Origin of the sequence: Streptomyces flaveus, assembly GCF_014647675.1 — a bacterium.
In the GTDB taxonomy this organism is placed as follows: domain Bacteria; phylum Actinomycetota; class Actinomycetes; order Streptomycetales; family Streptomycetaceae; genus Streptomyces; species Streptomyces flaveus.
The window spans coordinates 20,679-41,989 of record NZ_BMPQ01000038.1; the positions used below are offsets into that span (position 1 = coordinate 20,679).

Sequence of the window (21,311 nt, forward strand, 5' to 3'; positions counted from 1 at the left end):
CGACAGCGCGTCGACGGCCGCCGAACGCAAGGCGGCAGCCGTGAAGACCGGCCCGCTGTCGGCGGCCGAGGTCAAGTCGGCGTCCACGGCGTTCCTCACTGCCTGGCAGAGCGGTGACGTCGCGAAGGCCGCCGCCACCACGAACGACACGGCGGCGGCCCGCACGCTGCTCACCGGGTACGGCAAAGAGGCGCACATCAAGGACGTGACGCTCACCCCTGGCACCAGATCCGGCGCGAAGCTGCCGTTCTCCGTGAAGGGCACCGTCTCCTACAAGGGCCAGACCAAGGCCCTCTCGTACGACTCCCAGCTCACCGTCGTCCGCCGGGCCGAGGACGGAAAGCCGCTGGTCGACTGGCACTCCTCCGTCGTCCACCCGGATCTGGAGGACGGCGACCGGCTGGTCACCGGGGAGGCCGGGACACCGCCGGTCAAGGCGCTCGACCGGGACGGCGGGGAGCTGACCGAGGCCAAGTACCCGTCCCTGGGGACGGTCCTTGACGGCCTGCGCGAGAAGTACGGCAAGAAGGCCGGCGGCAAGGCGGGCATCGAGCTGCGGGTGATCCGCAAGGGCTCCTCCGGAGATTCCGCCAAGGCGACCGAGGGCAACGAGGGGGCCCCCGACAAGACGCTGCTGGAACTGAGCAAGGGGACGCCCGGCACGGTCCGTACGACCCTCAACCCGAGCCTCCAGGCGACGGCCGAGGGGCAGGTGGCCAAGAAGTCCAAGGCGTCGTTGGTCATGACGAAGGCGTCGACGGGCGAGATCCTGGCCGTCGCGAACTCCGGCCACGGCTTCAACACCGCCTTCCAGGGCTCCCTGGCGCCCGGCTCCACTATGAAGATCATCTCGGCGTCGCTGCTCCTCGACAAGGGGCTGGCGTCGATGGACAAGCAGCACCCGTGCCCCAAGTTCTCCACGTACGGCGGCTGGAAGTTCCAGAACGACGACAAGTTCGAGATCAAGGGCGGCACGTTCAAGGCGAGCTTCGCGCGCTCCTGCAACACGGCCTTCATCAGCCAGGCCAAGAAGCTCAGCGACGACGATCTGACGAAGCAGGCCCAGGAGGTCTTCGGGCTCGGCAAGAACGACTGGCAGATCGGGGTGTCCAGCTTCGACGGCGCGGTGCCGGTGCAGTCCGACGCCCAGATGGCGGCCTCGCTGATCGGCCAGGGCGCGGTCCGGATGAACCCGCTGAACATGGCGTCGGTCGTCGCGACGGCGAAGACCGGCACCTTCCACCAGCCCTACCTGGTGTCTCCGGACGTCGACGACCGTACGCTCGCGAAGGCGCCCCGTTCGCTGTCCGCCTCCACGCGGGCCCAGTTGCAGCAGCTGCTGCAGTACACGGCGGCGGCGGGCACGGCGGCCGAGGCGATGGCGGGCCTCGGTTCCGACTTCGGCGCGAAGACCGGCTCCGCGGAGGTGGACGGTCAGAAGAAGCCCAACGGCTGGTTCACGGCGTGGAAGGGCGACTTGGCTGCCGCCGGCGTGGTGCAGCAGGGCGGGCATGGCGGCGAAGCCGCTGGCCCGCTCGTGGCGGCGATGCTCAAGGCGGGGAGCTAGGCGCTCCGCTGGAAAGCACAGTTCGACGCTGCGGGTCCGTCGTGGCTGGTCGCGCAGTTCCCCGCGCCCCTGGAAGGAAGGCCTGCGGCCTCCTTTCAGGGGCGCGGGGCTTCACCCACTCAGCTCCTGTGAGCCACCGGCGCTCCCGCCGTGTACGTACGACGGAGGAAGCGGACCAGCGCTTTCACGTCGAACTGCACGACCTCCACCCCTTTCGGCGAGTGGAACTCCATCACGGCCTGCACCCGGCCGCACGGCCATATGCGTATGTCACCGGAGGCGGCCGGAGTGCGCAGCCCCCGTTCGAGGAGGTCGCGAGCGACAACCCACTCGTGGTGCCCGGGAAGGGTGACGTGCACCTCGGGCGGCTCGGCCTCGGGGTCGTAGCGGAGGGCGACCGGGACCGCGGGTAGGTCCTCCGCCGAATCCGTCACGATGTGGGCGCGCGCGTACTGCTCGACGGCGGACATCGGTCGCTCCTTCGCCGGGGGGTCCGGGGGACCCTGTGAGAACCCTTTGGGCTGATTTCTATCCAATGTCGCATATTTCGTGGATTGCGCTCCCGGGCTATTGATGGACACCTCGCTCTTGCAAGCTGTTCGCAACAAGGCACTATCATCAAACGGTTAGCCAGCCGGCCGGACCCCGGAAGCGGAGCCCATCCATGCACGTGCCCGACGGATTCATCAACGCCCCCGTCTCCCTGGCCACCGGAGCCGTCGCCGCCGGAGCCGTCGCCGTGAGCCTGCGCGGCGCCCGGCGCGAACTCGACGAACGCACCGCCCCGCTCGCGGGCCTGGTCGCCGCCTTCATCTTCGCCGTGCAGATGCTGAACTTCCCGGTCGCGGCAGGCACCAGCGGCCACCTCCTCGGCGGCGCCCTCGCGGCGATACTCGTCGGCCCCTATACCGGTGTCCTCTGTGTCTCCGTCGTGCTGCTCATGCAGGGCATCCTCTTCGCGGACGGCGGCCTCACCGCGCTCGGCGTGAACATCACGATCATGGCGGTGGTCACGACGGTCGTGGCCTACGCCGCGTTCCGCGGCCTTGTAAAACTCCTGCCCAAGAAGCGCCGCTCCATTACCGTCTCCGCGTTCATCGCCGCCGTGCTCTCCGTGCCGGCCGCCGCCGCGGCCTTCACGCTCGTCTACGCGATCGGCGGCACCACGGACGTGCCCATCGGGCAGGTCCTGACCGCCATGGTCGGCGTCCACGTCCTCATCGGCATCGGCGAGGCCGCGATCACCGCGCTCACGGTCGGCGCCGTCATCGCCGTACGACCGGACCTCGTGTACGGCGCCCGCGGACTGACCGCCCCGCTGAAGCTCCGCGTGAACGGCGAGCTGGTCGACGCCCCGGCCGCCGAGCCCGCCCCGGTCACCGCCCGGTCCCCCCGCAAGGTCCTGCTCGTCGGCCTCGCGGCCTCCCTCGTCCTCGCCGGTTTCGTCAGCTTCTACGCCTCCGCCAGCCCCGACGGCCTGGAGAAGGTCGCCGCCGACAAGGGCATCGACGCCAAGGCCGAGGACCACGCCGCCGCCGACTCCCCACTGGCCGACTACGGCATCGAGGGCATCACCGACTCCCGCCTCTCCGGCGGCCTCGCGGGCGTGATCGGCGTGGGCGTCACGGTGGTCGCGGGCACGGGCATCTTCTGGTCCGTACGCAAGCGCCGTACGTCCGAGACCTCGCCCTCGTCAGTTCCCGAGAAGGTCTGACATGGGTGCGGGCCACGCGCACAAGCTCTACCGGCACGGGCACTCGCCCGTGCACGCCCTGCCGCCGCACACCAAGCTCGCGGCCGTCTTCGCCTTCGTCATCGTCGTCGTCTCGACCCCGCGCGAGGCGATGTGGGCCTTCGCGCTGTACGCCGTGCTGCTCGCGGCCGTCGCGTACGCGGCCCGCGTACCGGCCGGCTTCCTGCTGAAGCGGCTGCTGATCGAGGTGCCGTTCGTGGCCTTCGCGGTACTGATGCCGTTCGTGGCGCAGGGCGAACGCGTGGAAGTACTCGGGATGTCCCTGAGCGTGAACGGCCTGTGGGGCGCCTGGAACGTACTCGCCAAGGGCACCCTCGGCGTCGCCGCCTCCGCACTGCTCGCCTCCACCACCGAACTGCGCGAACTGCTCCTGGGACTGCAGCGGTTGAAGCTCCCGCCGCTCCTCGTACAGATCGCCTCCTTCATGATCCGGTACGGCGACGTCATCGCGGACGAGATGCGGCGGATGAAGATCGCGCGGGAGTCGCGCGGCTTCGAGGCCCGCGGCGTACGGTCCTGGGGCGTCCTCGCCAAGTCGGCGGGCGCGCTGTTCATCCGGTCGTACGAGCGCGGGGAGCGGGTGCATCTCGCCATGGTGAGCCGGGGTTACACCGGTTCCATGCCGGTCATCGACGAAGTGACCGCGTCCCGGGCGCAGTGGTCGTACGCCCTTGCCCTGCCCAGTACGGCCCTTGTCGTGTGTCTGTTGGGATGGACCCTGTGACAACCCCCTCTCTGGAAGTGGCCGGACTGGCCTTCGCGTACCCCGACGGCCACCAGGCCCTGTTCGGCGTCGACTTCACCGTCGCGCGCGGTGAGCGCGTGGCGCTGCTCGGGCCGAACGGCGCCGGGAAGACCACGCTCGTGCTGCACCTCAACGGCATCCTGACCGGCGGCACCGGCACCGTGACGGTCGCCGGGCTGCCCGTCGGCAAGAAGCACATGGCCGAGATCCGGCGGAAGGTCGGCATCGTCTTCCAGGACCCGGACGACCAGCTGTTCATGCCGACCGTGCGCGAGGACGTGGCCTTCGGACCCGCGGCGGCCGGCCTGAAGGGGCCGGAACTGGAGACGCGCGTACACACGGCGCTGGAGCGGGTCGGCATGGAGGCCTTCGCGAACCGTCCCCCGCACCATCTGTCGTTCGGGCAGCGGCGGCGGGTGGCGGTCGCGACCGTGCTGGCGATGGAGCCGGAGATCCTGGTCCTGGACGAGCCGTCGTCCAACCTCGACCCCGCCTCGCGGCGCGAACTCGCCGACATCCTGCGGTCGTTGGACGTCACCGTCCTCATGGTCACGCACGACCTGCCGTACGCCCTCGAACTGTGCCCCCGCTCCCTGATCCTCAGCGAGGGCGTGATCGCCGCGGACGGGAAAACGGGCGAACTGCTCTCGGACGAGGAGCTGATGCGGGAGCATCGTCTGGAGCTGCCCTTCGGCTTCGATCCGCGTTCCGTGACAATGGGCGCGTGACGAACGACGAGACCGAGAAGACCACGGTCAGGGGCCAAGGCTCGCTCTTCCTGGACGACCAGCTGTGCTTCGCGCTGTACGCCGCCCACCGCGCGGTGACGGCCGCGTACCGCCCGCTGCTCGACGAACTCGGCCTCACCTACCCGCAGTATCTCGTCCTGCTGGCCCTGTGGGAGCGCGGCGAGACGCCGGTCAAGGAGCTGGCGGCCGCCCTGCGGCTCGACTACGGCACGGTGTCCCCGCTCCTGAAGCGGCTGGAGGCGGCGGGCCTGGTGCGGCGTGAGCGGTCGGCGCGGGATGAGCGGTCGGTGCTCGTCGCGGTCACGGGACGCGGGGAGGAGCTGCGGGAGCGCGCGGAGTGCGTACCTGGCGCACTGCTCACGGCGACGGGGCTCGGCGGGCCGGAGGTCGCGCGGTTGCGCGAGGAGTTGTGGCGGCTGGCGGAGAAGGCTGAGGCCGCGGCGGACCGTACCCGCTGATCTCGCGTTACCCACGGTTGCTACCCCCTGGTAACAGCGGCCCGGCTACCGCCAAGTACCTTGTGCACGATGTACTTGTGCGCATGCCTTCTGGGGGAGGCCAACCATGACTGATGGCACCGCTGTTGTCGACACCCGCCCGACAAAGATCATGTACGTCGCCGAGGCCACCGCGCACGGCGGTCGCGACGGCTACGTCACCAGCCAGGACGGTCAGATCGAACTGAAGGTCGCGATGCCGCCCGCCCTCGGCGGCGACGGCAACGGCACGAACCCGGAGCAGCTGTTCGCGGCCGGCTTCAGCGCCTGCTTCCACAACGCGCTGGTCCTCGTCGGCCGCCGCGCCGGCTTCGACCTCACCGGTTCCACGGTCGCCGCGAAGGTCGGCATCGGCCCGAACAAGCAGCGGGGCTACGGACTCGCGGTCGCCCTCAGCGTCTCGCTGCCCGTCCTCGACGCGGGCATCGCATCGAAGCTGGTGGACGCGGCCCACGAGGTCTGCCCGTACTCGAACGCGACGCGGGGGAACATCGACGTGACGATTCTGCTTGGCTGAAGGAGGCGACCGGGACAACGGTCCTTCAGCGAGACAGGAGTACGAACGTGGACGTGCACGGCACAGTGGCCGAGGGCTTCGAGCCGGTCAGGGACGCGTTCGTACGGAACTTCGCGGTGCTCGGGGACCGGGGCGCGGCGGTGGCCGTGTACCGGGACGGGCGCAAGGTGGTCGACCTGTGGGGCGGGACGCGCGATGTCGACGGCACCGAGCCCTGGGAGCGGGGCACGGCCCAGATCATGCGCTCGGCGACCAAGGGCGTCGCCGCCGCCGTACCGCTGCTGTTGCACCAGCGCGGGGAGTTGGACCTGGACGCACCGGTCGGCGAGTACTGGCCGGAGTTCAAGGCGCGCGGCAAGGACCGCGTGCTGGTCCGGCACGTGCTGAACCATCGGGCCGGGCTCCCGGTGCTCGACCGCCCGCTCACGCCGGAGGAGGCCCTGGAACCTTCGAAGGGCCCCGAGGCCGTGGCCGCCCAAGCCCCCGTCTGGGCGCCCGGCACGGATCACGGCTATCACGCGCTGACGTACGGCTGGATGCTCGACGAGTTGGTGCGGCGCGTGACAGGACACGGCACCGGTGAGTGGATCGCGTCGGAGATCGCCGGGCCGCTGGGCCTGGACCTGTGGCTGGGGCTGCCGGCGGAGGAGGAGGCAGCGGGCCGGACCGGCCGCGTCGGCCGGATCGAGGCACCGGAGCCGGCCGGGGCGGGCCCGCGCCTCCGCCCGAAGCGCGCGGTCACCGAGGCCTACGACGACCCCTCCTCCCTCACCCGGCGGGCCTTCGCCGCGATCACCCCGTTCCCCGACCAGAACGACCCGGCGTACCGCGCGGCGACGCTCCCCGCGACGAACGGCATCGCGACGGCGGACGGCCTGGCCCGCTTCTACGCTTCGCTGATCGGTGAAGTGGACGGCATATCGCGGCTGTTCACGCCGGAGACCCTGGCGGCGGCCCGCAAGGAGGAGTCGGCAGGCCCCGACCGAATCCTGGTGATCAACACCCGCTTCGGCCTCGGCCACATGCTCCACGGCTCGGCCTCACCCTTCCTGTCCCCCGGCTCCTTCGGCCACCCGGGCCGCGGCGGCCCCCTCGGCTTCGCCGACCCCGAGTCGGGCATCGCTCTCGGCTACGTGACGAACGGCTTCCGCAAGACGGTGACGGCGGATCCGCGGGCACAGGCGCTGGTACGGGCGGTACGGGCGGCGCAGTCGTCGTAGCCGAGTCCCCCGCTGTTCCTCGCTCGATCTGGTGCGCCTGTGGTGCGGGCCATGCGGTGCGCAGCGGTCGGCCGTCCTCGACCACGCAGCGAGCCAGATGCCGGAAGGTCCTCACCCGGGACCCGCACCATCCGTCCACAACCTCCCGAGACAGCACGATCAGCGGGCAAGATGGCCTCATGACAAAGCTGTCGGTACGGTCGGTCCGTCGCACTCCCTCCGGTTCGGTGCTGTCGTTGTGGTCACAGGACTCCGTGTTGTCGATCGGCTCAGTGGGTTCGGTGCTGTCCGTGGGGTCCGTCGGTTCGGCCTTGTCGGTCGGCTCGATCGGAAGTGCCCTGTCGGTCGGCTCGATCGGTTCCGCCCTGGCGCTGATCTCAACCGGGTCGTGGCTGAGTACAGGATCGTTGTTCTCCGCGCAGTCGCGGTGGTCGGTGCTGTCCTGGCGTTCCTCTCGCGGTTTCCTGGCCGCGGGAGCGGTAGGGGCAGCGGCCGGAAGCGCCCTGCTGTTGGCCCAGATGCTGCACAAGGCCGAAACCGGCACCGAATGATCCAAGTCAGGCTGAGAGGACATTCCGCTCCGCGTTTCAGCCCGAAATGGATACTTGGAGCTCGTAACACGATCACGATCCGGGCTTCTTGAGGCGTGTCCACGCACACGCGGGTCGTCGGCGGTGCGGGCCCCGAAGGCGCGATGTCCTTCGGGGCGCGCGGCAGGGGTTCGCGTTCAGGCGTTGTAGCCGCCGTGGGCGTCCAGCACCGCGCCCGTGACGTACGACGCGGCGGGGCTCGCCAGGAAGGCGATCGCCGCGGCGATTTCGTCGGGGTGCCCCATGCGTTGCAGGGACAGCGAGCTGACCAGGGCCTTGAGGGTCTCGGGGTCCGGCGGTTGCATGCCGCCCTCCATCAGTCCGGCCTCCACGACGTTGGCCGTGATGTTCCGGGGCCCGAGGTCGCGTGCGGCGCCCATGGTGTACCTCTCGATCCCGGACTTGGTCGCCGAGTAGTCGGCAAGGCCGGGGGTGCCGACCCGGGAGCCCAGTCCGGAACTCACCGTGACGATGCGGCCGCCCTTGCGCAGCACTCGGGAGGCGGCCCGGATGACGGCGATCACGCCGAGGTAGTTGGTGGCGTGCATCCGGTCCAGTGCGGCGGTGTCGGCGTCCGGGTCGTCCACCGTGCCGGCCACGGAGATCGCCGCGTTGTTGACGAGGACGTCCAGGCCGCCGAAGTGCGCGACCACGTCGTCGATCAGCGCCGGCGCCCGGCTTGTGTCCGCCTGGTCGGACTTGAAGGCGACGGCCTTGGCTCCCTTGCCGTGCACCTCGTCGACGACTGCCTGCGCCTGCTTCTCGGAGCTGACGTAGGTGAAGGCGACGTCGGCGCCCTGCTCGGCCAGCAGCCGTACGGTCGCGGCTCCCAGTCCGCGCGACCCCCCGGTGACCAGGGCGACCTTGCCCGTGAGTGGCTTGCTCATTCTTCTCACCTCGTTGATTGACCCTTCCTGGCAGTCGCAACGTTAATTGTTACGACAGGCTGTTGCAACCTTCACTGTTACGACTGCACTGTCGTAACATGAAGCGTTGCGACCGAGAGGAGGAGTCCATGAGCGCCAACAGCAGGCTGACCATCGCCGCCCACGCGCTGGCCTGGATCGGCCTCTACCAGCGCCAGGGCCATGAGGTCGCCACCTCCGAGCAGATCGCGACCAGCGCGAACACCAACCCCGTGGTGATCAGACGGCTGCTCGGTGAGCTGCGCAGGGCCGGGCTCGTGGAGTCCCGGCGGGGCGTGGGCGCGGGCTGGTCGCTGGCACGCGAGCTGGAGTCGATGACCCTGCTCGACGTGTACGAGGCAGTGGAACCCGGCCCGCTGTTCGCAATGCACCGCACCACCCCGGACCAGGGATGCGTGGTGGGTCACGGCATCCAGCCGGCAATGCAGAGCATCTACGAGGGCATCGAGGAGACCGTGAGACACGAGCTGGCCCGCGTCACGCTCGCGAACGTACTCCGGGACGTACTCGCGGCACCTCGCTAGCGTCGCAGATGAGCTTAGGTTTTCCTGGGCAGGGCTGGGTTTTCGCCCCGGGAGGAAAGAGGTCTCGGTGGTCCGTGGCCGGGTCCCTGCCGGGTGGCGGGGGTGGCGTGGGCGTGCAGGTGGAAGCCTGCGCCGAGTCTGGCCCCGCGCGGCAGGTGCCGGGTGGGGGTGCTCATCGTGTGCGGTGCCTGCCGCCCCGGGCGCCGCTGGCTGCGGCGGCGGGGTGGCTGGGGCGTCCGCCCCGCCGGACGCTTTCCACCCGGACGGGCCGTTGACGCTTGAGCGGCGGCTCGTGTTGCGGGTGGGGCGGGGACCCTGCGTCGCTTCCTGGGCACAGGGTGGTTTCTCGTCGGCCCGCTCTTGGTCCGGTCCACGGGCATCGCCTGCGGGGTGGACGAGGAGAGCGGGGCCGGGTGGGACTGCTGGACCGGCTGGTCCAGCTCCTGGGCCGTGCGACGCAGCACATAGCTGCCGTCGGATCGGTTCAGGACGCTCAGGTGCTGATGCTGCAGGCCGCGTGCGCCGATCCGCTGCCAGGCCGCGACGTCGCGGTCCGCGCTGTAGCCGCAGGCCGGATTGGGGCAGGTGGCCCATTTCCAGCCTGGTGTGGTGCGGTCGGGTGCGGCGTGGTGGCGGAAGGGGGTGAGGCAGCGGGGGCAATACTTCGAGGTGCCCCGGGCGGGGACGATGACCACGGCGATGCCGTACCGGGCGGCGGCGTGGATCGTCTCGGTGACGATCTGTCCGCGCACGCTGCTGGACAGGCGGGTGTTGAGGGTGCGGCCCTTGCCGCGGGCCTCCATGTCCCGCAGGTCCTCCAGGTAGATCACATGCGCCTCGGCGGCGCGGGCGTGTTCCACCATGAAGCGGGCGGCGGTCTTGGCGAGCGCGGTATTCAGCCGCTCGCGCCGACGGCTGACCCGGCGGTGCTCCTCACGCAGCACGGCCAGCTTCGCAACATCGGCCGGGTCGGGGCGCGAGCCATGGTAGTGACCGTCGATGAGGGTCTGCAGGTGGGTGGCCTTGGTCCACAGCTGCTCGCCGATGATCCGCAGCCGGTCTGCCTTCGCCAGCACGCCGTCCACGCGCAGGAACACCGGCTTGCCGTCGGTGAGCGCGGTCGGCTGGGTGCCGCCGGTGAGGGTGAGGGTGCCGCCGGTGAGCAGGGTGTTCAACCCGTAGTCGAAGGCCACCGCCGTCCGGTGCCCGTCACGTCGGGTCCTCGGAGCGGGGTGGCTGTGGGCGACATCCAGGCGGATCCGGCCGTCACGCAGCCGCAGAGTCGGGGCGTGCAGCGCGGCGGCCGCCTCGATGGTGGGCGGCAGCCGGAAGCGGATCTTGACCGGGTGCCAGTCGGCCCGGGTACGCGGGTCAGGGCGCACCGGCAGCCGCACGGTCAGTACCCCGTAACGCGCGGGATCGTCCGCCCACCGACTCAGGCTGGTCAGCTGCCTGTCAGCGGCGGCCAGTACCACCTGGCGCCCGCCGCCCGGCGCCTCCTCCAGCTCACACACATCGTTCGGCATCCGGTGATGGGCTGTCATAAAGCGCAGCACCTGACGGGTGCGGCCGCGCAGGACGGACGCGGGCACTGCCTGGCCGTCCGGGCACGCCTCGCGCAGCGCGTCCCACTCGGCCGGGGTGCGCCGCATCGGATCCGGATGTGCCGTGGGCCAGGTCGCCAGGACGGCGTCCAGGATCTGGGCACGCCACTGTGCCGAGCGCAGTACTCGTCCGGCCTGTTCCTCGGCGATCCGCCGCACCCGGTCGGGCACATACACGCCGTCGGGTACGGCCGCGGTCCAGCCCAGGGTGCGCAGCGCCATCCAGGCGTTGCCCGGCAGTTTCTCCCCCGAGGGGGCGCGCCCGGAGGCCAGCTGGTCCACCTCCGCCCGCGTCCAGTGCGCGCCGATCACTGCGGCGGCCATTTCCTCCACCAGGTCGGTCAGCCAGCCGACCCGATCACCCAGCCCTCCCGCGCCCAGCACCTCACCGGTCGTTGTGTCCAGGCCCCGGAAAGCCATGGCGGGGGCACAGGCCACCCGCGCTGTCTCCCCGTCCCCCAACTCGATCTTCCGCCGCATGGGTCACCCCTCACCGTTCGCAGGAGCAGCAGTGCGCGCAGCGGCAGCGGCCGCCAGAAGACGCTGCCGGGCCTGGCGGGAGCGGATTCCATACAAACGGCCCGAGAAAGAGGCGACCAGCGACATGAAGTCGGCCAGCAGCTCCTCCGTGCCGCCGGGCGCCTGCGACTTGGCATGCAATACCTCCACCTGGACCTGATCACGGGAGAGCAGCGCGGTCAGCCAGGCCGCACCGAACCGGGCGAGGCGGTCCTCGTGCGTCACCCGCACATGCGTGAACTCCCCGTTCCGTGCCCGGACAAGCAGGCGGTCCAGGCCCGGACGGTGCTCGCGCATCCCCGAAGCCCGGTCCCGGAAGACCGCCACCACCTCACCCGTGGCCGACGCCCGCAGCTCGGCCTCCTGGGCCGCCAGCGACGACTCCTGACCAGTCCGTCCCGACACCCGCACATACAACGCCTCACGCCGCTCACGCACCGGCATGACATCCCCGACAACCAGCCCCTCCAACGCCAGGCAGGAGAAGCGACGCTCCCTGCCGACCCACACCACCTCGACCTTGCCCGCATCCGCCCACGCCCGCAGCGTGTCCGGATGCAGCCCCACCCGACGCGCGGCCACCGACAGACGAAGAAGCTCCATGTCCCAGACGCTAACCACTCACAACAACACACCCCCACCACACAGTTGAGACACCGCCCATAGGTGCGAAAACACTCCGATCCCCCTGCGCCCCCGACCCGCATGTGATACCCAGCCAAACCCAGGAAAGCCAAGCCAATCAGCACACGGTACGTGCCCCTCCCCGTTACGCCCTGACATCACCAAAATCCCCATCCATGCCCAGGCCCGCGAATGGCCTGGCAACCAGTCACGCCAAAGACCGTTGCGGTATCAGACCGTGTCCTACGAGCTCGTAATGATCTTGTTGCAGTGCCCTGGTCCGGCGTGACCGATGTGACGATTCCGCCGTTCGGGAGGATGTGAGCACCCGGCCATGGATCGTGGACGACGACTTGTGGGCGCCGATCGAGCCGCTGCTGCCGCCCTGGCCGGAGAAGTCGCCGGGCCCACGGCCGGTGGCGGACCGGCTGTGTCTGCAGGGCATCCTGTACGTCCTGCACAACGACATAGCCTGGCAACTCCTGCCGCTGGAGCTGGGATTCGGTTCCGGGCAGACCTGTTGGCGGCGCCTGGAGCGGTGGCAGCAGGCCGAGGTCTTCGACCACCTGCACCGCATCCTGCTCGCCGAGCTGAACGCGGCCGGCCAACTCGACTGGTCACGGGCCTGCGTGGACGGCTCCCATGTCCGCGCGAAAAAGGGGGCGCCGACACCGGTCCGTCGCCGGTCGACCGGCGCAAGACGGGCAGCAAACACCACCTGATCTGCGACGGACGTGGAACTCCGCTCAAGGTCATCACCACCGCAGCAAACGTCAACGATGTCACCCAGACCCTCGCCCTGGTCGACGGCATCCCACCCGTCGCCGGCCGCCCCGGCCGTCCTCGCAGGCGTCCAGAGGCCCTGCTGGGAGACAAAGGCTACGACTCCAATCCGAACCGCGAAGAGCTCTACAAGCGGCGGATCCTGCCTGTCATCTCCCGCAAGGGCGCCCCGAACATCCAGGGCATGGGCAAGCTCCGCTACGTCGTCGAGCAGACCTTCGCCCTGCTCCACCACTTCAAACGACTCGCCATCCGATGGGAACGCCGCACCGAACTCCACGATGCCTTCGTCTCCCTGGCCTGCAGTCTGATCTGCTGGCGACGCCTCAAGGGGACCCGAACGTGACCGTGCCATGAGCCATTGCGGAAGGTGGCTGGTGAACGCCGACGGCGGAATGGCCGTCCGCTGTGCTCCGGTAGGTTGCGGCGGGAAACTCGATTCCTGTTGAAGGAAACCCGATTTGAGCACGTCAGAAGCGGTCGAGGTCCCGCAACACCTGGCGGCGTCGTACGCCAGAAGCTTCGGCGAGAAGGGGAGGGCCTGGATCGCCGGACTGCCGGCTCTCGCTGCGGAATTACTGGAACGCTGGGAGGTGAAACGGGACGGTGCGGCCGGAGCCGGGGAAGCCTCGCTGGTGCTGCCGGTGCTGCGCCACGACGGCACGCGCGCGGTCCTCAAACTCCAGATGCCCAGGCAAGAGACCACCGCCGCACTTGTCGGGCTCCGTGCCTGGAATGGTGAGGGGGCGGTGCGGCTGCTCGATCACGACCCCGTGAGCAGCAGCATGCTCCTGGAGAGGCTGGACGGGGCCCGCACGCTGACCTCGATCGAGGACGACGACGTGGCGATGGGCATCCTCGCCGAACTGCAGGCGCGGCTGGTCTCCGTCCCCGCGCCGCAGGGACTGCGCAGCCTTGGTGACCTTGCCACCGAGATGCTGGAGCAGGTCCCGCAGGCGATCGCGGCTCTGGCCGACCCGGCCGACCGGCAACTCCTGCGCAGCTGGGCGTCGGTGACGGCCGAGCTGGTCGACGAGCCCGGAAACCGGATGCTGCACTGGGACCTGCACTACGACAACGTTCTCGCCGCGCAGCGTGAGCCGTGGCTCGCCATCGACCCCGAGCCGCTCGCCGGCGATCCCGGATTCGACCTGTGGCCCGCCCTGGACAGCCGGTGGGACGACGTCGTCGCGAAGGGCGACACTCTGCGCGTGGTGCGACGCCGCTTCGACCTGCTCACCGAAGTCCTCGGCCTGGACCGAGCACGCGCGACCGGCTGGACGCTGGGACGGCTGCTGCAGAACTCGCTATGGGACATCGCCGACGGCGAGACCGCGCTCGCCCCGTCCTCCGTCGCGATCGCGGAGTCGCTGCTCAACCGGTGACCCCGCCCCTTTGCGAGACGAGGATCCACGGCTAAGCATTCATCTTTGCCGAACGGCCGAACGGCCGAACCATCACACCCGTCACATCCGACCGGCAGACCTCAACAAGATCGTGTTACGAGCTCTTACTGTCCTGAGCCGAAGCACGTTAGTTGTCACATAGGCAACCTTCTTGTCACCTGCAGGGCCGCGGGCCTGTCGATCACCTTGGCCAGTTCCTCGGCGCGGGCGTCGAGCAACGACTTGAGGGCCCGGCAGGTCGGGGAGGTTGTCCTGTGTCCATCTGCTGCCTGAGCCAGTGACAGAGGTTATGCCGTTGTCGGCTCCAGACGGCGTGGAGTTCGGGATCGTGGGCGATGTGTGGTGGGCAGGGCGCAAGCTGAGTGCGGGGTTCCCGGCGCTCAGCTGTAGTAGGCGATCTTCTCGTCGAGAACCTCCATAGCCCGGCACAGCGCTGCCACCCGCTGCTCCAGGGAGGCACGGCGCTCGCGAAGGAAGGCGACCCGGTCCTGCGGAGGGTGCTCGGCGCGCAGGATGGCGACGAACCCCCGCAGGTCGGTGATGCCGAGGCCGGCCTCGCGGAAGCACGTGACCAGGCCGATCCAGAAGAGGTCGTCCTCGGTGTACTGTCTGCGCCCGCCAGCGGAGCGCCGGATCGGGCCGATGAGCCCTTCGCGCTCGTAGTAGCGCAGCGTGTCGATGGAGACACCGGTGCGGTCGGCGGCCGTTGCCGGGGTGAGAGTGGTCATGGGGCTCCTTTGGTAACTGCCGCTACCGCGCTTCGCCGAAGCGCGCCAGGTGCTCGTCGCTGAGCCGCACACGGCGCGCAGCGAGTGCCTCCTCGATCTGCTCCACCCGGCTCGCGCCGACGATGGGATCGATCCCCTGCCGCATCAGCCATGCCAGGACGACCTGGTTCCTCGTGGCCGAGAGCTCGTCGGCGACGTCGTCCAGGACCGCGAGCACCTGGATGGTCCCGGGGTGATCATAAGTGTGCGGAAGCGGCTTGTCCGCGCGCACGTAGGAACCCCACATCAGCGAGCTGTACGACCACACGGCGAGCCCCTCCGACCGCGCGAGGTCCAGGTCCTCAGCGGCGAGCATGCGGTGGCCGGCCTCCGCCACGGGGGTGAGCGGGCGCGGCTGGACGAGTGAGTGGCGCAGTTGCAGGGCCGTCCACGGTTCCACGCGCTGCTCCCGCGCGAGTGACCGGGCGCGCTCGACACGCCAGGCGGCATGGTTCGCCGCCCCGACCCGCAGAGCCACTCCCTTTGCGACCAGCTCGCCGAAGGCGCCGACCGTCTCCTCCAGCGGCACGGCGCGGTCCTCGGCGTGGGCCCACAGCAGATCGATGTGCTCGACTCCCAGACGTCCCAGGCTCTCCTCCACACCGGCGTGGACGGCGCGGGCGGAGAGCCCTTCGGCGCTTTTCGGCCAGGAATGCGGAACGAGCGGGTTCTGCCGGACCTTCGTCGCGATCCGCACCGCGTCGCGCGCGCCTGGGCGGGCCCGGAGCCATGCGCCGATGAGGCGCTCGCTGGCGCCGCCGACGCCGCTGGGGTCGGCCCAGAAGGAGTAGCAGTTCGCGGTGTCGAGCCAGACACCGCCGCCGGCGACGAAGGAGTCGAGGATCGCGAAGGCCCGGTCGGGGTCGACGCGGGTGCCGAAGTCCATCGTTCCGAGGACGATCTGGGGGTCGGTGGTGTTCATGCCGCCCATGCTCGTATCTGGAGCGCGCTCCAGGTCAAGAGCGGTTGTGTACGGGCGGCGCAGTCGTCGTAACTCACCCCGCGTGCAGCATCAGCCCGATCCCCACCACCAGCAGCCCCGCCGCAGCGATGCGCGGCGTCCCGAACCGCTCCTTGAAGAACACCGCGCCGATGACCGCGCCGACGATGATCGAGGACTCGCGCAAGGCCGCGACAGGAGCAAGCTCCGCCTTCGTCTGCGCCCACAGGACGAGGCCGTACGCCGCGACGGACAGGGCGGCTCCCAGCAGCCCCACGCCCGCGAACGGCCGTAGTACGCCCAGCAGTTGACCACGCCAGCGATACAGCGCGTACGCCGGGACCGCCACGCCCTCCACCGCCATCAGCCAGGCGATGTAGCCGAGGGAGGAGCCGGAGGCCCGTACGCCCAGTCCGTCGACGACCGTGTACGCCGCGATGGTCAGCCCGGTCGCGAGCGCCGCGCCGATCGCCGCCCAGTTGGGCCGGTGTCCGCGCAGCCCCCACAGGGCGACCCCGGTCAGACCCGCGCACGACACCGCGATGCCGGCCGCCGCCCAGCCGTCGGGAACCTCATGGGCGAACACTGCCGCCAGCACGGTCACGACCAGCGGCGCGGTGCCGCGCGCGATGGGGTACGCCTGACCGAAGTCCCCCAGCCGGAAGGACCGCATCAGCAGGACGTAGTACGCGACGTGGATGACGGCCGAGGCGATCAGATACGGCCACGCCCCGGCCGCCGGGAACGGCACGAACGGCGCCATGGCCAGCCCGATCAGCGTCCCGCCGCCGGCGATCAGCGTGAACCCGACCAGCTTGTCGGTGATCTGGTGCGCGATCGCGTTCCAGCTGGCGTGGGTGACGGCGGCGAGGAGGACGGCCGCCGCGACGAGTGGGGTCACTCGGACTGCTCGCGTACGTCCACCAGTGTGGCGCCCGCGTGCGTGATGAGGGTCTTCGGATCCATCGGGAAGACGGTGTACGGGGTGCCCGCCGCGGCCCACACGATGTCGTGGTCGAGCAGTGAACGGTCCGCCAGGACACGGGTCTTGGTGCGGTGCCCGAAGGGCGGTACGCCCCCGATCGCGTACCCCGTCGTCTCCCGCACGAGATCCGCCCTGGCCCGCGTGACCTTCTCGGCACCCAACTCCCGCTGCACGAGCTCGAGGTCCACGCGGGACGCCCCGTCCATGAGGACGAGGACCGGGACCCCGTCCGCTGCAAAGATCAGCGACTTGCAGATCTGGCTCAACTCGCACCCGATCGCGGCAGCTGCCTCGGCGGCGGTGCGGGTCGCGTCCGGGAAGCGGCGGATCTGCGGGGGCAGGTCATCCAGGCCCAGCTCACGCAGGGCCTCGGCGAAACGGGGGTGGGCGGCGTTCTGTTCTTCGGCGGAGGTCATGCACGGCACGCTAGCGGTGCGTGTACGGCGCATGCGACCGAGTTCTCCGGGTCACGTCCCGGAGACGTGGCCGCCGCCGCGCCTGCCGGTCCGGGGAGCTGGCCGTAAGCGGAGCAGGTCACCCACAAGGGTGATCATCGTCCAATCCGTTGGATATCGGCATATATTTACGCCATATGCTCGCCCCGTTCACCACGAAAGGAACGCTGACACCGCGATGGTCAGTTCCCTGCATGAGGCGATGCACTCGATCTTCGGAGAGGATCCGGGGCTGTTCGCCCGGGCCACCCGCACGCTCGACATCCCGCCGTTCGAGACTCCGATCTCCGCGACTCCGCTGCCGACCGACCTCACCGAGAACCAGCCAGTGGAGCGGCGAGTGGACACACTTTTACGGATCGAGGCGCCGAGTGGCGACTACGTCCTCGCCGTCGAGGCGCAGAACCAGCCGGATCCGAGGAAGCCCAGCAGTTGGGCGTACTACTTGGCTCATCTGCAGGCCAAGTACCAACTGCCACCGGTACTGCTGGTCGTCTGCCCGGACCAGCGGACCGCCGACTGGGCGGCCCAAGAGGTGAAGATCGGCCCACCACAGTGGTCGTCGCTCCGGCTGACTCCGCTGGTCCTCGGACCGGGCAACGTACCGGTCGTCAGGACCGTGGAGGAAGCCGCCCGCGATGTCCCGCTGTCCGTTCTGTCCGCCGTTCTCCACCGCACCGACCGGGATGTCGATGTGATACTGGAGGCGCTGGTAGCAGCCCTGAAGGTCCTGGACCGGGAAACCGCGGAGAAGTTGATCGACCTCACAGGTCAGGGCCTGGACGACAACACCAACGCCATCAAAATCTGGAGGAGACTCGTGGCCGCCGACACCTCGTTCTTCAAGTCGTCGCTGTCCCAGGAGATCCGGGCTGAGGGGAAGGCCGAGGACCGCGCCGCCGCCATCTTCGATGTCCTCGAAGTCCGCGGCATCCCCGTGCCAGAGGCCGACCGTTACCGCATCGCCTCGTGCGACGACTTCGACACGCTCATGCGCTGGTTCCGCCGCGCCGTCACCGCGAAATCTACCGCCGAGGTGTTCGACGACGACCTGGCCGACACCGAGCACTGACAGACCGCGGCTCACCTCAACGGACAGGGCGCCCCACGCGTTGGTGGGGCGCCCTGTCCGTTCAGGTGAGGCTTCAGACTCGTAGCCTCAGACCCGGGCCAACTCCCGGTCCTCGTCCGGGTCCTTCGGGCCGTCGGCGGCGGCGTCGTGAGTGCGGAGCGCCTCGCCCTCGACGTCGACGTTCGGGAGGGCGCGGTCCAGCCACTTCGGGAGCCACCAGGCCTTCTTGCCGAGCAGGGCGAGCACCGCCGGGACGATGGCCATGCGGACCACGAACGCGTCGAAGAAGACGGCGATCGCGAGGCCGAAGCCGATCATCTTGATCATCGACTCGCTGGAGCTGATGAAGCCGCCGAAGACGGCCATCATGATCACCGCGGCGGCGGCCACGACCCGGGCGCTGTGCCGGAAGCCGGTCACGATGGCCTGGCTCGGCGACTCGCCGTGGACGTACGCCTCCCGCATCCGGGTCACGAGGAACACCTCGTAGTCCATCGCGAGACCGAAGACCACGCCCACCATGAAGATCGGCATCATCGACATGATCGGGCCGGTCTCCTCGACGCCGAGCAGGCCGCCGAGCCAGCCCCACTGGAAGACCGCGACCACGGCACCGAGCGCGGCGAGCACGCTGAGCAGGAAGCCGAGGGCCGCCTTCAGCGGGACCAGGATGGAGCGGAAGATCACGATCAGGAGCAGGAAGGCGAGGCCGACCACCAGGGCCAGGTACGGGACCAGGGCGTCGGTGAGCTTCTGCGAGAAGTCGATGTTCATCGCGGTGGTGCCGGTGACCAGGACCCTAGCGTCCGTGTCGGCCTTGACGTCGGTGCCCTGGTCGCGGATGGCGTGCACCAGGTCCTCGGTCTGTACCGAGGACGGCTTGGAGTCCGGGATCACGGTGATCGTCGCCGTGTCGCCGGCTTTGTTGAACGCCGCCGGGGTCACCGTCACGACGTCCTTGAGGCCCTTGATCCCGTCGGTGACCGTGGTGGCCGCCGCCTTGGGGTCGTCGCTCTCCTTGGCGTCGACCACGATCATCAGGGGGCCGTTGAAGCCGGGGCCGAAGCCCTCCGACAGCAGGTCGTACGCCCGGCGCTGGGTGGTGGACGTCGGCTGTGAACCGTCGTCGGGCAGGCCCAGTTCCAGCTGGGTGGCCGGGACGGCGATCGCACCCAGGCCGACCACGCCGAGCAGCAGCACGGCGACCGGACGGCGGATGACGAAGCTCGCCCAACGGGTGCCCATGCCGGGCTTGGACTGGGTCTTGGACGGCTCGGACTTCTCAGGCTTCGCGGACTGCACGGCCTTGTCGCCGCCGCGCGCCTTGCGCTTCTCGCCCACCGGCCGGACCTTCCTGCCGGCGTACCCGAGCAGCGCCGGGATCATGGTCAGCGCGATGAGGACGGCCACCACGACCGTGCCCGCCGCCGCGAGGCCCATCTTGGTCAGCATCGGGACGCCGACGACCGAGAGGCCCGCCAGGGCGATCACGACCGTGAGACCGGCGAAGACCACCGCCGAGCCGGCGGTGCCGGTGGCCCGGCCTGCCGCCTCCTCGCGGTCACGGCCGTCGGCCAGCTCGCCCCGGTAGCGCGAGACGATGAACAGCGCGTAGTCGATGCCGACCGCGAGGCCGATCATCAACGCGAGCGTGGAGGTGGTGTCGCCGAGGTCGAGCGCGTTGGCGAGGGAGGTGATGGTGGCGACGCCGATGCCGACGCCGATGATCGCGGTCAGCAGCGGCAGTCCGGCCGCGACCAGCGAGCCCAGGGTGAGGACGAGGACGACAGCGGCGATGGCGAGACCGATGACCTCGCCGATCGCCCCCGGCTCGGCCGCGGCCTGCAGGGCGTCGCCTCCGACGTCGACGGTCAGCCCGGTGGCCTGCGCCTCGTCAGCGGCCGCCTCGAGGGCGTCCCTGGTCGAGTCCTTCAGCTCCATGCCGGGGGCGTCGTACGTCACCGACGCGTAGGCGACCGTTCCGTCCTTGCTCACGGCGTTCGTCGTGAACGGGTCGGTGACGGAGACGACTTCGGCGCCGCCGCCCAGTTCCCTGACGGTCTTCTCGACGGTCGCCTTGTTGTCGGCGTCCGTCATCTTCTGGCCCTCTGGTGCCTTGAAGACGATGCGCCCGGTCCCTCCGTCGGCGCTGGCGCCGGGGAAACGCTGCTCCAGCAGGTCGAAGGCCTTCTGCGCCTCGGTGCCGGGGATCGAGAAGGAAGTCGATCCCGCCGCCGGTGCACTGGCGGCGCCGACACCCGCGAGCGTCAGCAGCGCCACCCATATCAGGGCGACGAAGTGCCGTCGCCGGAAGGCGAGTCGGCCGAGTTTGTAGAGGAACGTAGCCACGAGGGAGTACTCCCGGTCAGGTCGTGGGGTGGAACAGGGCAGGGGCGATCAGCCCGACGACGTGAGCGGTCGCGTCAGGTACGGCTGGGGTTTTGAAAAAAGGGGGGAGGGTCAGGCGCCGAGAGCGGGGAGGACCACGGCGTCGACGTACGAACGAAGGAACTCCTGGGTCGGCGGCAGCCCGTCGATCAGGTTCCGGGCGACGAAGGCGCCGAGGAGCATGTGCAGCACGTAGTCCATCGCGGGGTTGTCCGTACGGATCTCACCCCGTTCGACGGCACGCTGCAACACCTTGCGAATCTCGGCCGCCTCAGGTTCGATGAGCCACTCCCGGAACGCCTGGAGGAGTTCCGGGTTGCTGTGGATCGCCATGACCAGGCTCCGCATCAGCGCGGTGTCCTGCTCCATGGAACAGTCGTCCTCACGCAACGCCATGGCGTGGAAGTCGCCCCGCAGGGACCCCGTGTCGATCTCGGCCGGGTCGATCCGCTTGTGATGCCGGAGCGCCTTGGCCACCAGCTCGGGCTTGCCGCCCCACTGGCGGTAGAGCGTCGCCTTGCTGGACCGGGTGCGGGCGGCCACGGCGTCCATGGTCAGGGCGTCGTAGCCGACTTCCCGGAGCAGGTCGAGCACGGCCCCGTACAGCTCGGCCTCACGCTCGGGCGTGATCCGGCTCCGACGCACCGTTGCGGCTTCAGCCATTCCACTCACCCTCTCCT

At 69.7% G+C, this 21,311-nt stretch carries 22 protein-coding genes; 12 read left to right on the top strand and 10 right to left on the bottom strand.

Annotated features, from left to right (window positions below; genetic code table 11):
- On the top strand, window positions 1-1,567 hold a 1,567-nt coding region (locus IEZ21_RS40890; RefSeq protein WP_246568705.1), incomplete at its 5' end, for a penicillin-binding transpeptidase domain-containing protein.
- Between the two features lie 119 nt (window positions 1,568-1,686).
- On the opposite strand, the gene IEZ21_RS40895 is transcribed toward IEZ21_RS40890, so the two are convergent.
- Complete coding sequence (locus IEZ21_RS40895; protein WP_189326894.1) at window positions 1,687-2,037, bottom strand: SsgA family sporulation/cell division regulator; 351 nt, start codon at window positions 2,035-2,037, stop codon at window positions 1,687-1,689.
- A 194-nt stretch (window positions 2,038-2,231) separates the two neighbouring features.
- On the opposite strand from IEZ21_RS40895, the gene IEZ21_RS40900 reads away from it, so the two are divergent.
- The 7 genes from IEZ21_RS40900 to IEZ21_RS40930 all read left to right on the top strand — a co-directional run bounded on the left by IEZ21_RS40900 (window position 2,232) and on the right by IEZ21_RS40930 (window position 7,599).
- Window positions 2,232-3,281: an energy-coupling factor ABC transporter permease gene (locus tag IEZ21_RS40900; protein ID WP_189326895.1), complete on the top strand. Its 1,050-nt coding sequence runs from the start codon at window positions 2,232-2,234 to the stop codon at window positions 3,279-3,281.
- Between the two features lies 1 nt (window position 3,282).
- The gene (cbiQ, locus tag IEZ21_RS40905) at window positions 3,283-4,044 is read left to right on the top strand and encodes a cobalt ECF transporter T component CbiQ (protein ID WP_189326896.1); all 762 of its coding nucleotides are present in this window, start codon (window positions 3,283-3,285) and stop codon (window positions 4,042-4,044) included.
- Window positions 4,032-4,793, top strand: coding sequence for an energy-coupling factor ABC transporter ATP-binding protein (locus tag IEZ21_RS40910; RefSeq protein ID WP_189326897.1), 762 nt, complete (start codon window positions 4,032-4,034; stop codon window positions 4,791-4,793). Before cbiQ ends, IEZ21_RS40910 begins: the two co-directional genes overlap by 13 nt.
- Complete coding sequence (locus IEZ21_RS40915; protein WP_189326898.1) at window positions 4,790-5,272, top strand: MarR family winged helix-turn-helix transcriptional regulator; 483 nt, start codon at window positions 4,790-4,792, stop codon at window positions 5,270-5,272. Before IEZ21_RS40910 ends, IEZ21_RS40915 begins: the two co-directional genes overlap by 4 nt.
- A 106-nt stretch (window positions 5,273-5,378) precedes the next feature.
- Window positions 5,379-5,828: an organic hydroperoxide resistance protein gene (locus tag IEZ21_RS40920; RefSeq protein ID WP_033323061.1), complete on the top strand. Its 450-nt coding sequence runs from the start codon at window positions 5,379-5,381 to the stop codon at window positions 5,826-5,828.
- A 47-nt stretch (window positions 5,829-5,875) separates the two neighbouring features.
- Window positions 5,876-7,048 (top strand): serine hydrolase domain-containing protein, encoded by a 1,173-nt coding sequence (locus IEZ21_RS40925; RefSeq protein ID WP_189326899.1) that lies wholly within the window; start codon window positions 5,876-5,878, stop codon window positions 7,046-7,048.
- Window positions 7,049-7,227: 179 nt separating this feature from the next.
- Window positions 7,228-7,599 (top strand): hypothetical protein, encoded by a 372-nt coding sequence (locus tag IEZ21_RS40930; RefSeq protein WP_189326900.1) that lies wholly within the window; start codon window positions 7,228-7,230, stop codon window positions 7,597-7,599.
- 176 nt (window positions 7,600-7,775) lie between these two features.
- On the opposite strand, the gene IEZ21_RS40935 is transcribed toward IEZ21_RS40930, so the two are convergent.
- Window positions 7,776-8,525, bottom strand: coding sequence for an SDR family NAD(P)-dependent oxidoreductase (locus tag IEZ21_RS40935; RefSeq protein WP_189326901.1), 750 nt, complete (start codon window positions 8,523-8,525; stop codon window positions 7,776-7,778).
- 128 nt (window positions 8,526-8,653) lie between these two features.
- On the opposite strand from IEZ21_RS40935, the gene IEZ21_RS40940 reads away from it, so the two are divergent.
- Complete coding sequence (locus IEZ21_RS40940) at window positions 8,654-9,088, top strand: Rrf2 family transcriptional regulator (RefSeq protein ID WP_121785998.1); 435 nt, start codon at window positions 8,654-8,656, stop codon at window positions 9,086-9,088.
- 14 nt (window positions 9,089-9,102) lie between these two features.
- Here the strand turns inward: IEZ21_RS40940 and IEZ21_RS40945 are convergent, their stop codons facing one another.
- Both IEZ21_RS40945 and IEZ21_RS40950 read right to left on the bottom strand, forming a co-directional pair.
- Window positions 9,103-11,172: a zinc ribbon domain-containing protein gene (locus tag IEZ21_RS40945; RefSeq protein ID WP_246568707.1), complete on the bottom strand. Its 2,070-nt coding sequence runs from the start codon at window positions 11,170-11,172 to the stop codon at window positions 9,103-9,105.
- A gap of 3 nt (window positions 11,173-11,175) precedes the next feature.
- Window positions 11,176-11,814 (bottom strand): IS607 family transposase, encoded by a 639-nt coding sequence (locus IEZ21_RS40950; RefSeq protein WP_189326902.1) that lies wholly within the window; start codon window positions 11,812-11,814, stop codon window positions 11,176-11,178.
- Window positions 11,815-12,173: 359 nt separating this feature from the next.
- Here IEZ21_RS40950 and IEZ21_RS40955 point away from each other — a divergent pair.
- Both IEZ21_RS40955 and IEZ21_RS40960 read left to right on the top strand, forming a co-directional pair.
- A protein-coding gene (locus tag IEZ21_RS40955) for an IS5 family transposase (protein ID WP_373302363.1) occupies window positions 12,174-12,964 on the top strand; the annotation gives its coding sequence in 2 pieces (ribosomal slippage) (window positions 12,174-12,473 and window positions 12,476-12,964; 789 coding nt in all).
- 115 nt (window positions 12,965-13,079) lie between these two features.
- The gene (locus tag IEZ21_RS40960; RefSeq protein WP_189326903.1) at window positions 13,080-14,003 is read left to right on the top strand and encodes an aminoglycoside phosphotransferase family protein; all 924 of its coding nucleotides are present in this window, start codon (window positions 13,080-13,082) and stop codon (window positions 14,001-14,003) included.
- 401 nt (window positions 14,004-14,404) lie between these two features.
- On the opposite strand, the gene IEZ21_RS40965 is transcribed toward IEZ21_RS40960, so the two are convergent.
- The 4 genes from IEZ21_RS40965 to IEZ21_RS40980 all read right to left on the bottom strand — a co-directional run bounded on the left by IEZ21_RS40965 (window position 14,405) and on the right by IEZ21_RS40980 (window position 17,165).
- The gene (locus IEZ21_RS40965; protein WP_102907108.1) at window positions 14,405-14,752 is read right to left on the bottom strand and encodes a MerR family transcriptional regulator; all 348 of its coding nucleotides are present in this window, start codon (window positions 14,750-14,752) and stop codon (window positions 14,405-14,407) included.
- Window positions 14,753-14,774: 22 nt separating this feature from the next.
- A complete protein-coding gene (locus IEZ21_RS40970) occupies window positions 14,775-15,713 on the bottom strand; it encodes an aldo/keto reductase (RefSeq protein WP_189326904.1) in 939 nt (312 codons plus the stop codon).
- A gap of 73 nt (window positions 15,714-15,786) precedes the next feature.
- Window positions 15,787-16,632 carry an EamA family transporter gene (locus tag IEZ21_RS40975; RefSeq protein WP_189326905.1) on the bottom strand — a complete coding sequence of 282 codons (846 nt, stop codon included), beginning with the start codon at window positions 16,630-16,632 and terminating at the stop codon, window positions 15,787-15,789.
- Window positions 16,629-17,165, bottom strand: coding sequence for a YbaK/EbsC family protein (locus IEZ21_RS40980; RefSeq protein ID WP_189326906.1), 537 nt, complete (start codon window positions 17,163-17,165; stop codon window positions 16,629-16,631). The genes IEZ21_RS40975 and IEZ21_RS40980 overlap by 4 nt, the downstream gene beginning before the upstream one ends.
- 184 nt (window positions 17,166-17,349) lie before the next feature.
- Here IEZ21_RS40980 and IEZ21_RS40985 point away from each other — a divergent pair, with 184 nt between their 5' ends.
- On the top strand, window positions 17,350-18,243 hold the full coding sequence (locus IEZ21_RS40985; RefSeq protein ID WP_189326907.1) for a hypothetical protein: 894 nt from the start codon (window positions 17,350-17,352) through the stop codon (window positions 18,241-18,243).
- Between the two features lie 87 nt (window positions 18,244-18,330).
- On the opposite strand, the gene IEZ21_RS40990 is transcribed toward IEZ21_RS40985, so the two are convergent.
- Window positions 18,331-20,592, bottom strand: a complete 2,262-nt coding sequence (locus IEZ21_RS40990) for an MMPL family transporter (protein ID WP_189326908.1) — start codon at window positions 20,590-20,592, stop codon at window positions 18,331-18,333.
- Window positions 20,593-20,703: 111 nt separating this feature from the next.
- A complete protein-coding gene (locus IEZ21_RS40995) occupies window positions 20,704-21,294 on the bottom strand; it encodes a TetR/AcrR family transcriptional regulator (protein WP_189326909.1) in 591 nt (196 codons plus the stop codon).
- Between the last annotated feature and the right edge of the window lie 17 nt (window positions 21,295-21,311).

Bases quoted from the DNA above. Each gene is read 5' to 3' on its own strand.
- IEZ21_RS40970 (WP_189326904.1), bottom strand. From the start codon at position 15,713: ATGAACACCACCGACCCCCAGATCGTCCTCGGAACGATGGACTTCGGC.
- IEZ21_RS40995 (WP_189326909.1), bottom strand. From the start codon at position 21,294: ATGGCTGAAGCCGCAACGGTGCGTCGGAGCCGGATCACGCCCGAGCGT.
- IEZ21_RS40900 (WP_189326895.1), top strand. From the start codon at position 2,232: ATGCACGTGCCCGACGGATTCATCAACGCCCCCGTCTCCCTGGCCACC.
- IEZ21_RS40950 (WP_189326902.1), bottom strand. From the start codon at position 11,814: ATGGAGCTTCTTCGTCTGTCGGTGGCCGCGCGTCGGGTGGGGCTGCAT.
- IEZ21_RS40920 (WP_033323061.1), top strand. From the start codon at position 5,379: ATGACTGATGGCACCGCTGTTGTCGACACCCGCCCGACAAAGATCATG.
- IEZ21_RS40940 (WP_121785998.1), top strand. From the start codon at position 8,654: ATGAGCGCCAACAGCAGGCTGACCATCGCCGCCCACGCGCTGGCCTGG.
- IEZ21_RS40895 (WP_189326894.1), bottom strand. From the start codon at position 2,037: ATGTCCGCCGTCGAGCAGTACGCGCGCGCCCACATCGTGACGGATTCG.
- IEZ21_RS40980 (WP_189326906.1), bottom strand. From the start codon at position 17,165: ATGCGCCGTACACGCACCGCTAGCGTGCCGTGCATGACCTCCGCCGAA.
- IEZ21_RS40965 (WP_102907108.1), bottom strand. From the start codon at position 14,752: ATGACCACTCTCACCCCGGCAACGGCCGCCGACCGCACCGGTGTCTCC.
- cbiQ (WP_189326896.1), top strand. From the start codon at position 3,283: ATGGGTGCGGGCCACGCGCACAAGCTCTACCGGCACGGGCACTCGCCC.
- IEZ21_RS40910 (WP_189326897.1), top strand. From the start codon at position 4,032: ATGGACCCTGTGACAACCCCCTCTCTGGAAGTGGCCGGACTGGCCTTC.
- IEZ21_RS40930 (WP_189326900.1), top strand. From the start codon at position 7,228: ATGACAAAGCTGTCGGTACGGTCGGTCCGTCGCACTCCCTCCGGTTCG.
- IEZ21_RS40945 (WP_246568707.1), bottom strand. From the start codon at position 11,172: ATGCGGCGGAAGATCGAGTTGGGGGACGGGGAGACAGCGCGGGTGGCC.
- IEZ21_RS40985 (WP_189326907.1), top strand. From the start codon at position 17,350: ATGGTCAGTTCCCTGCATGAGGCGATGCACTCGATCTTCGGAGAGGAT.
- IEZ21_RS40935 (WP_189326901.1), bottom strand. From the start codon at position 8,525: ATGAGCAAGCCACTCACGGGCAAGGTCGCCCTGGTCACCGGGGGGTCG.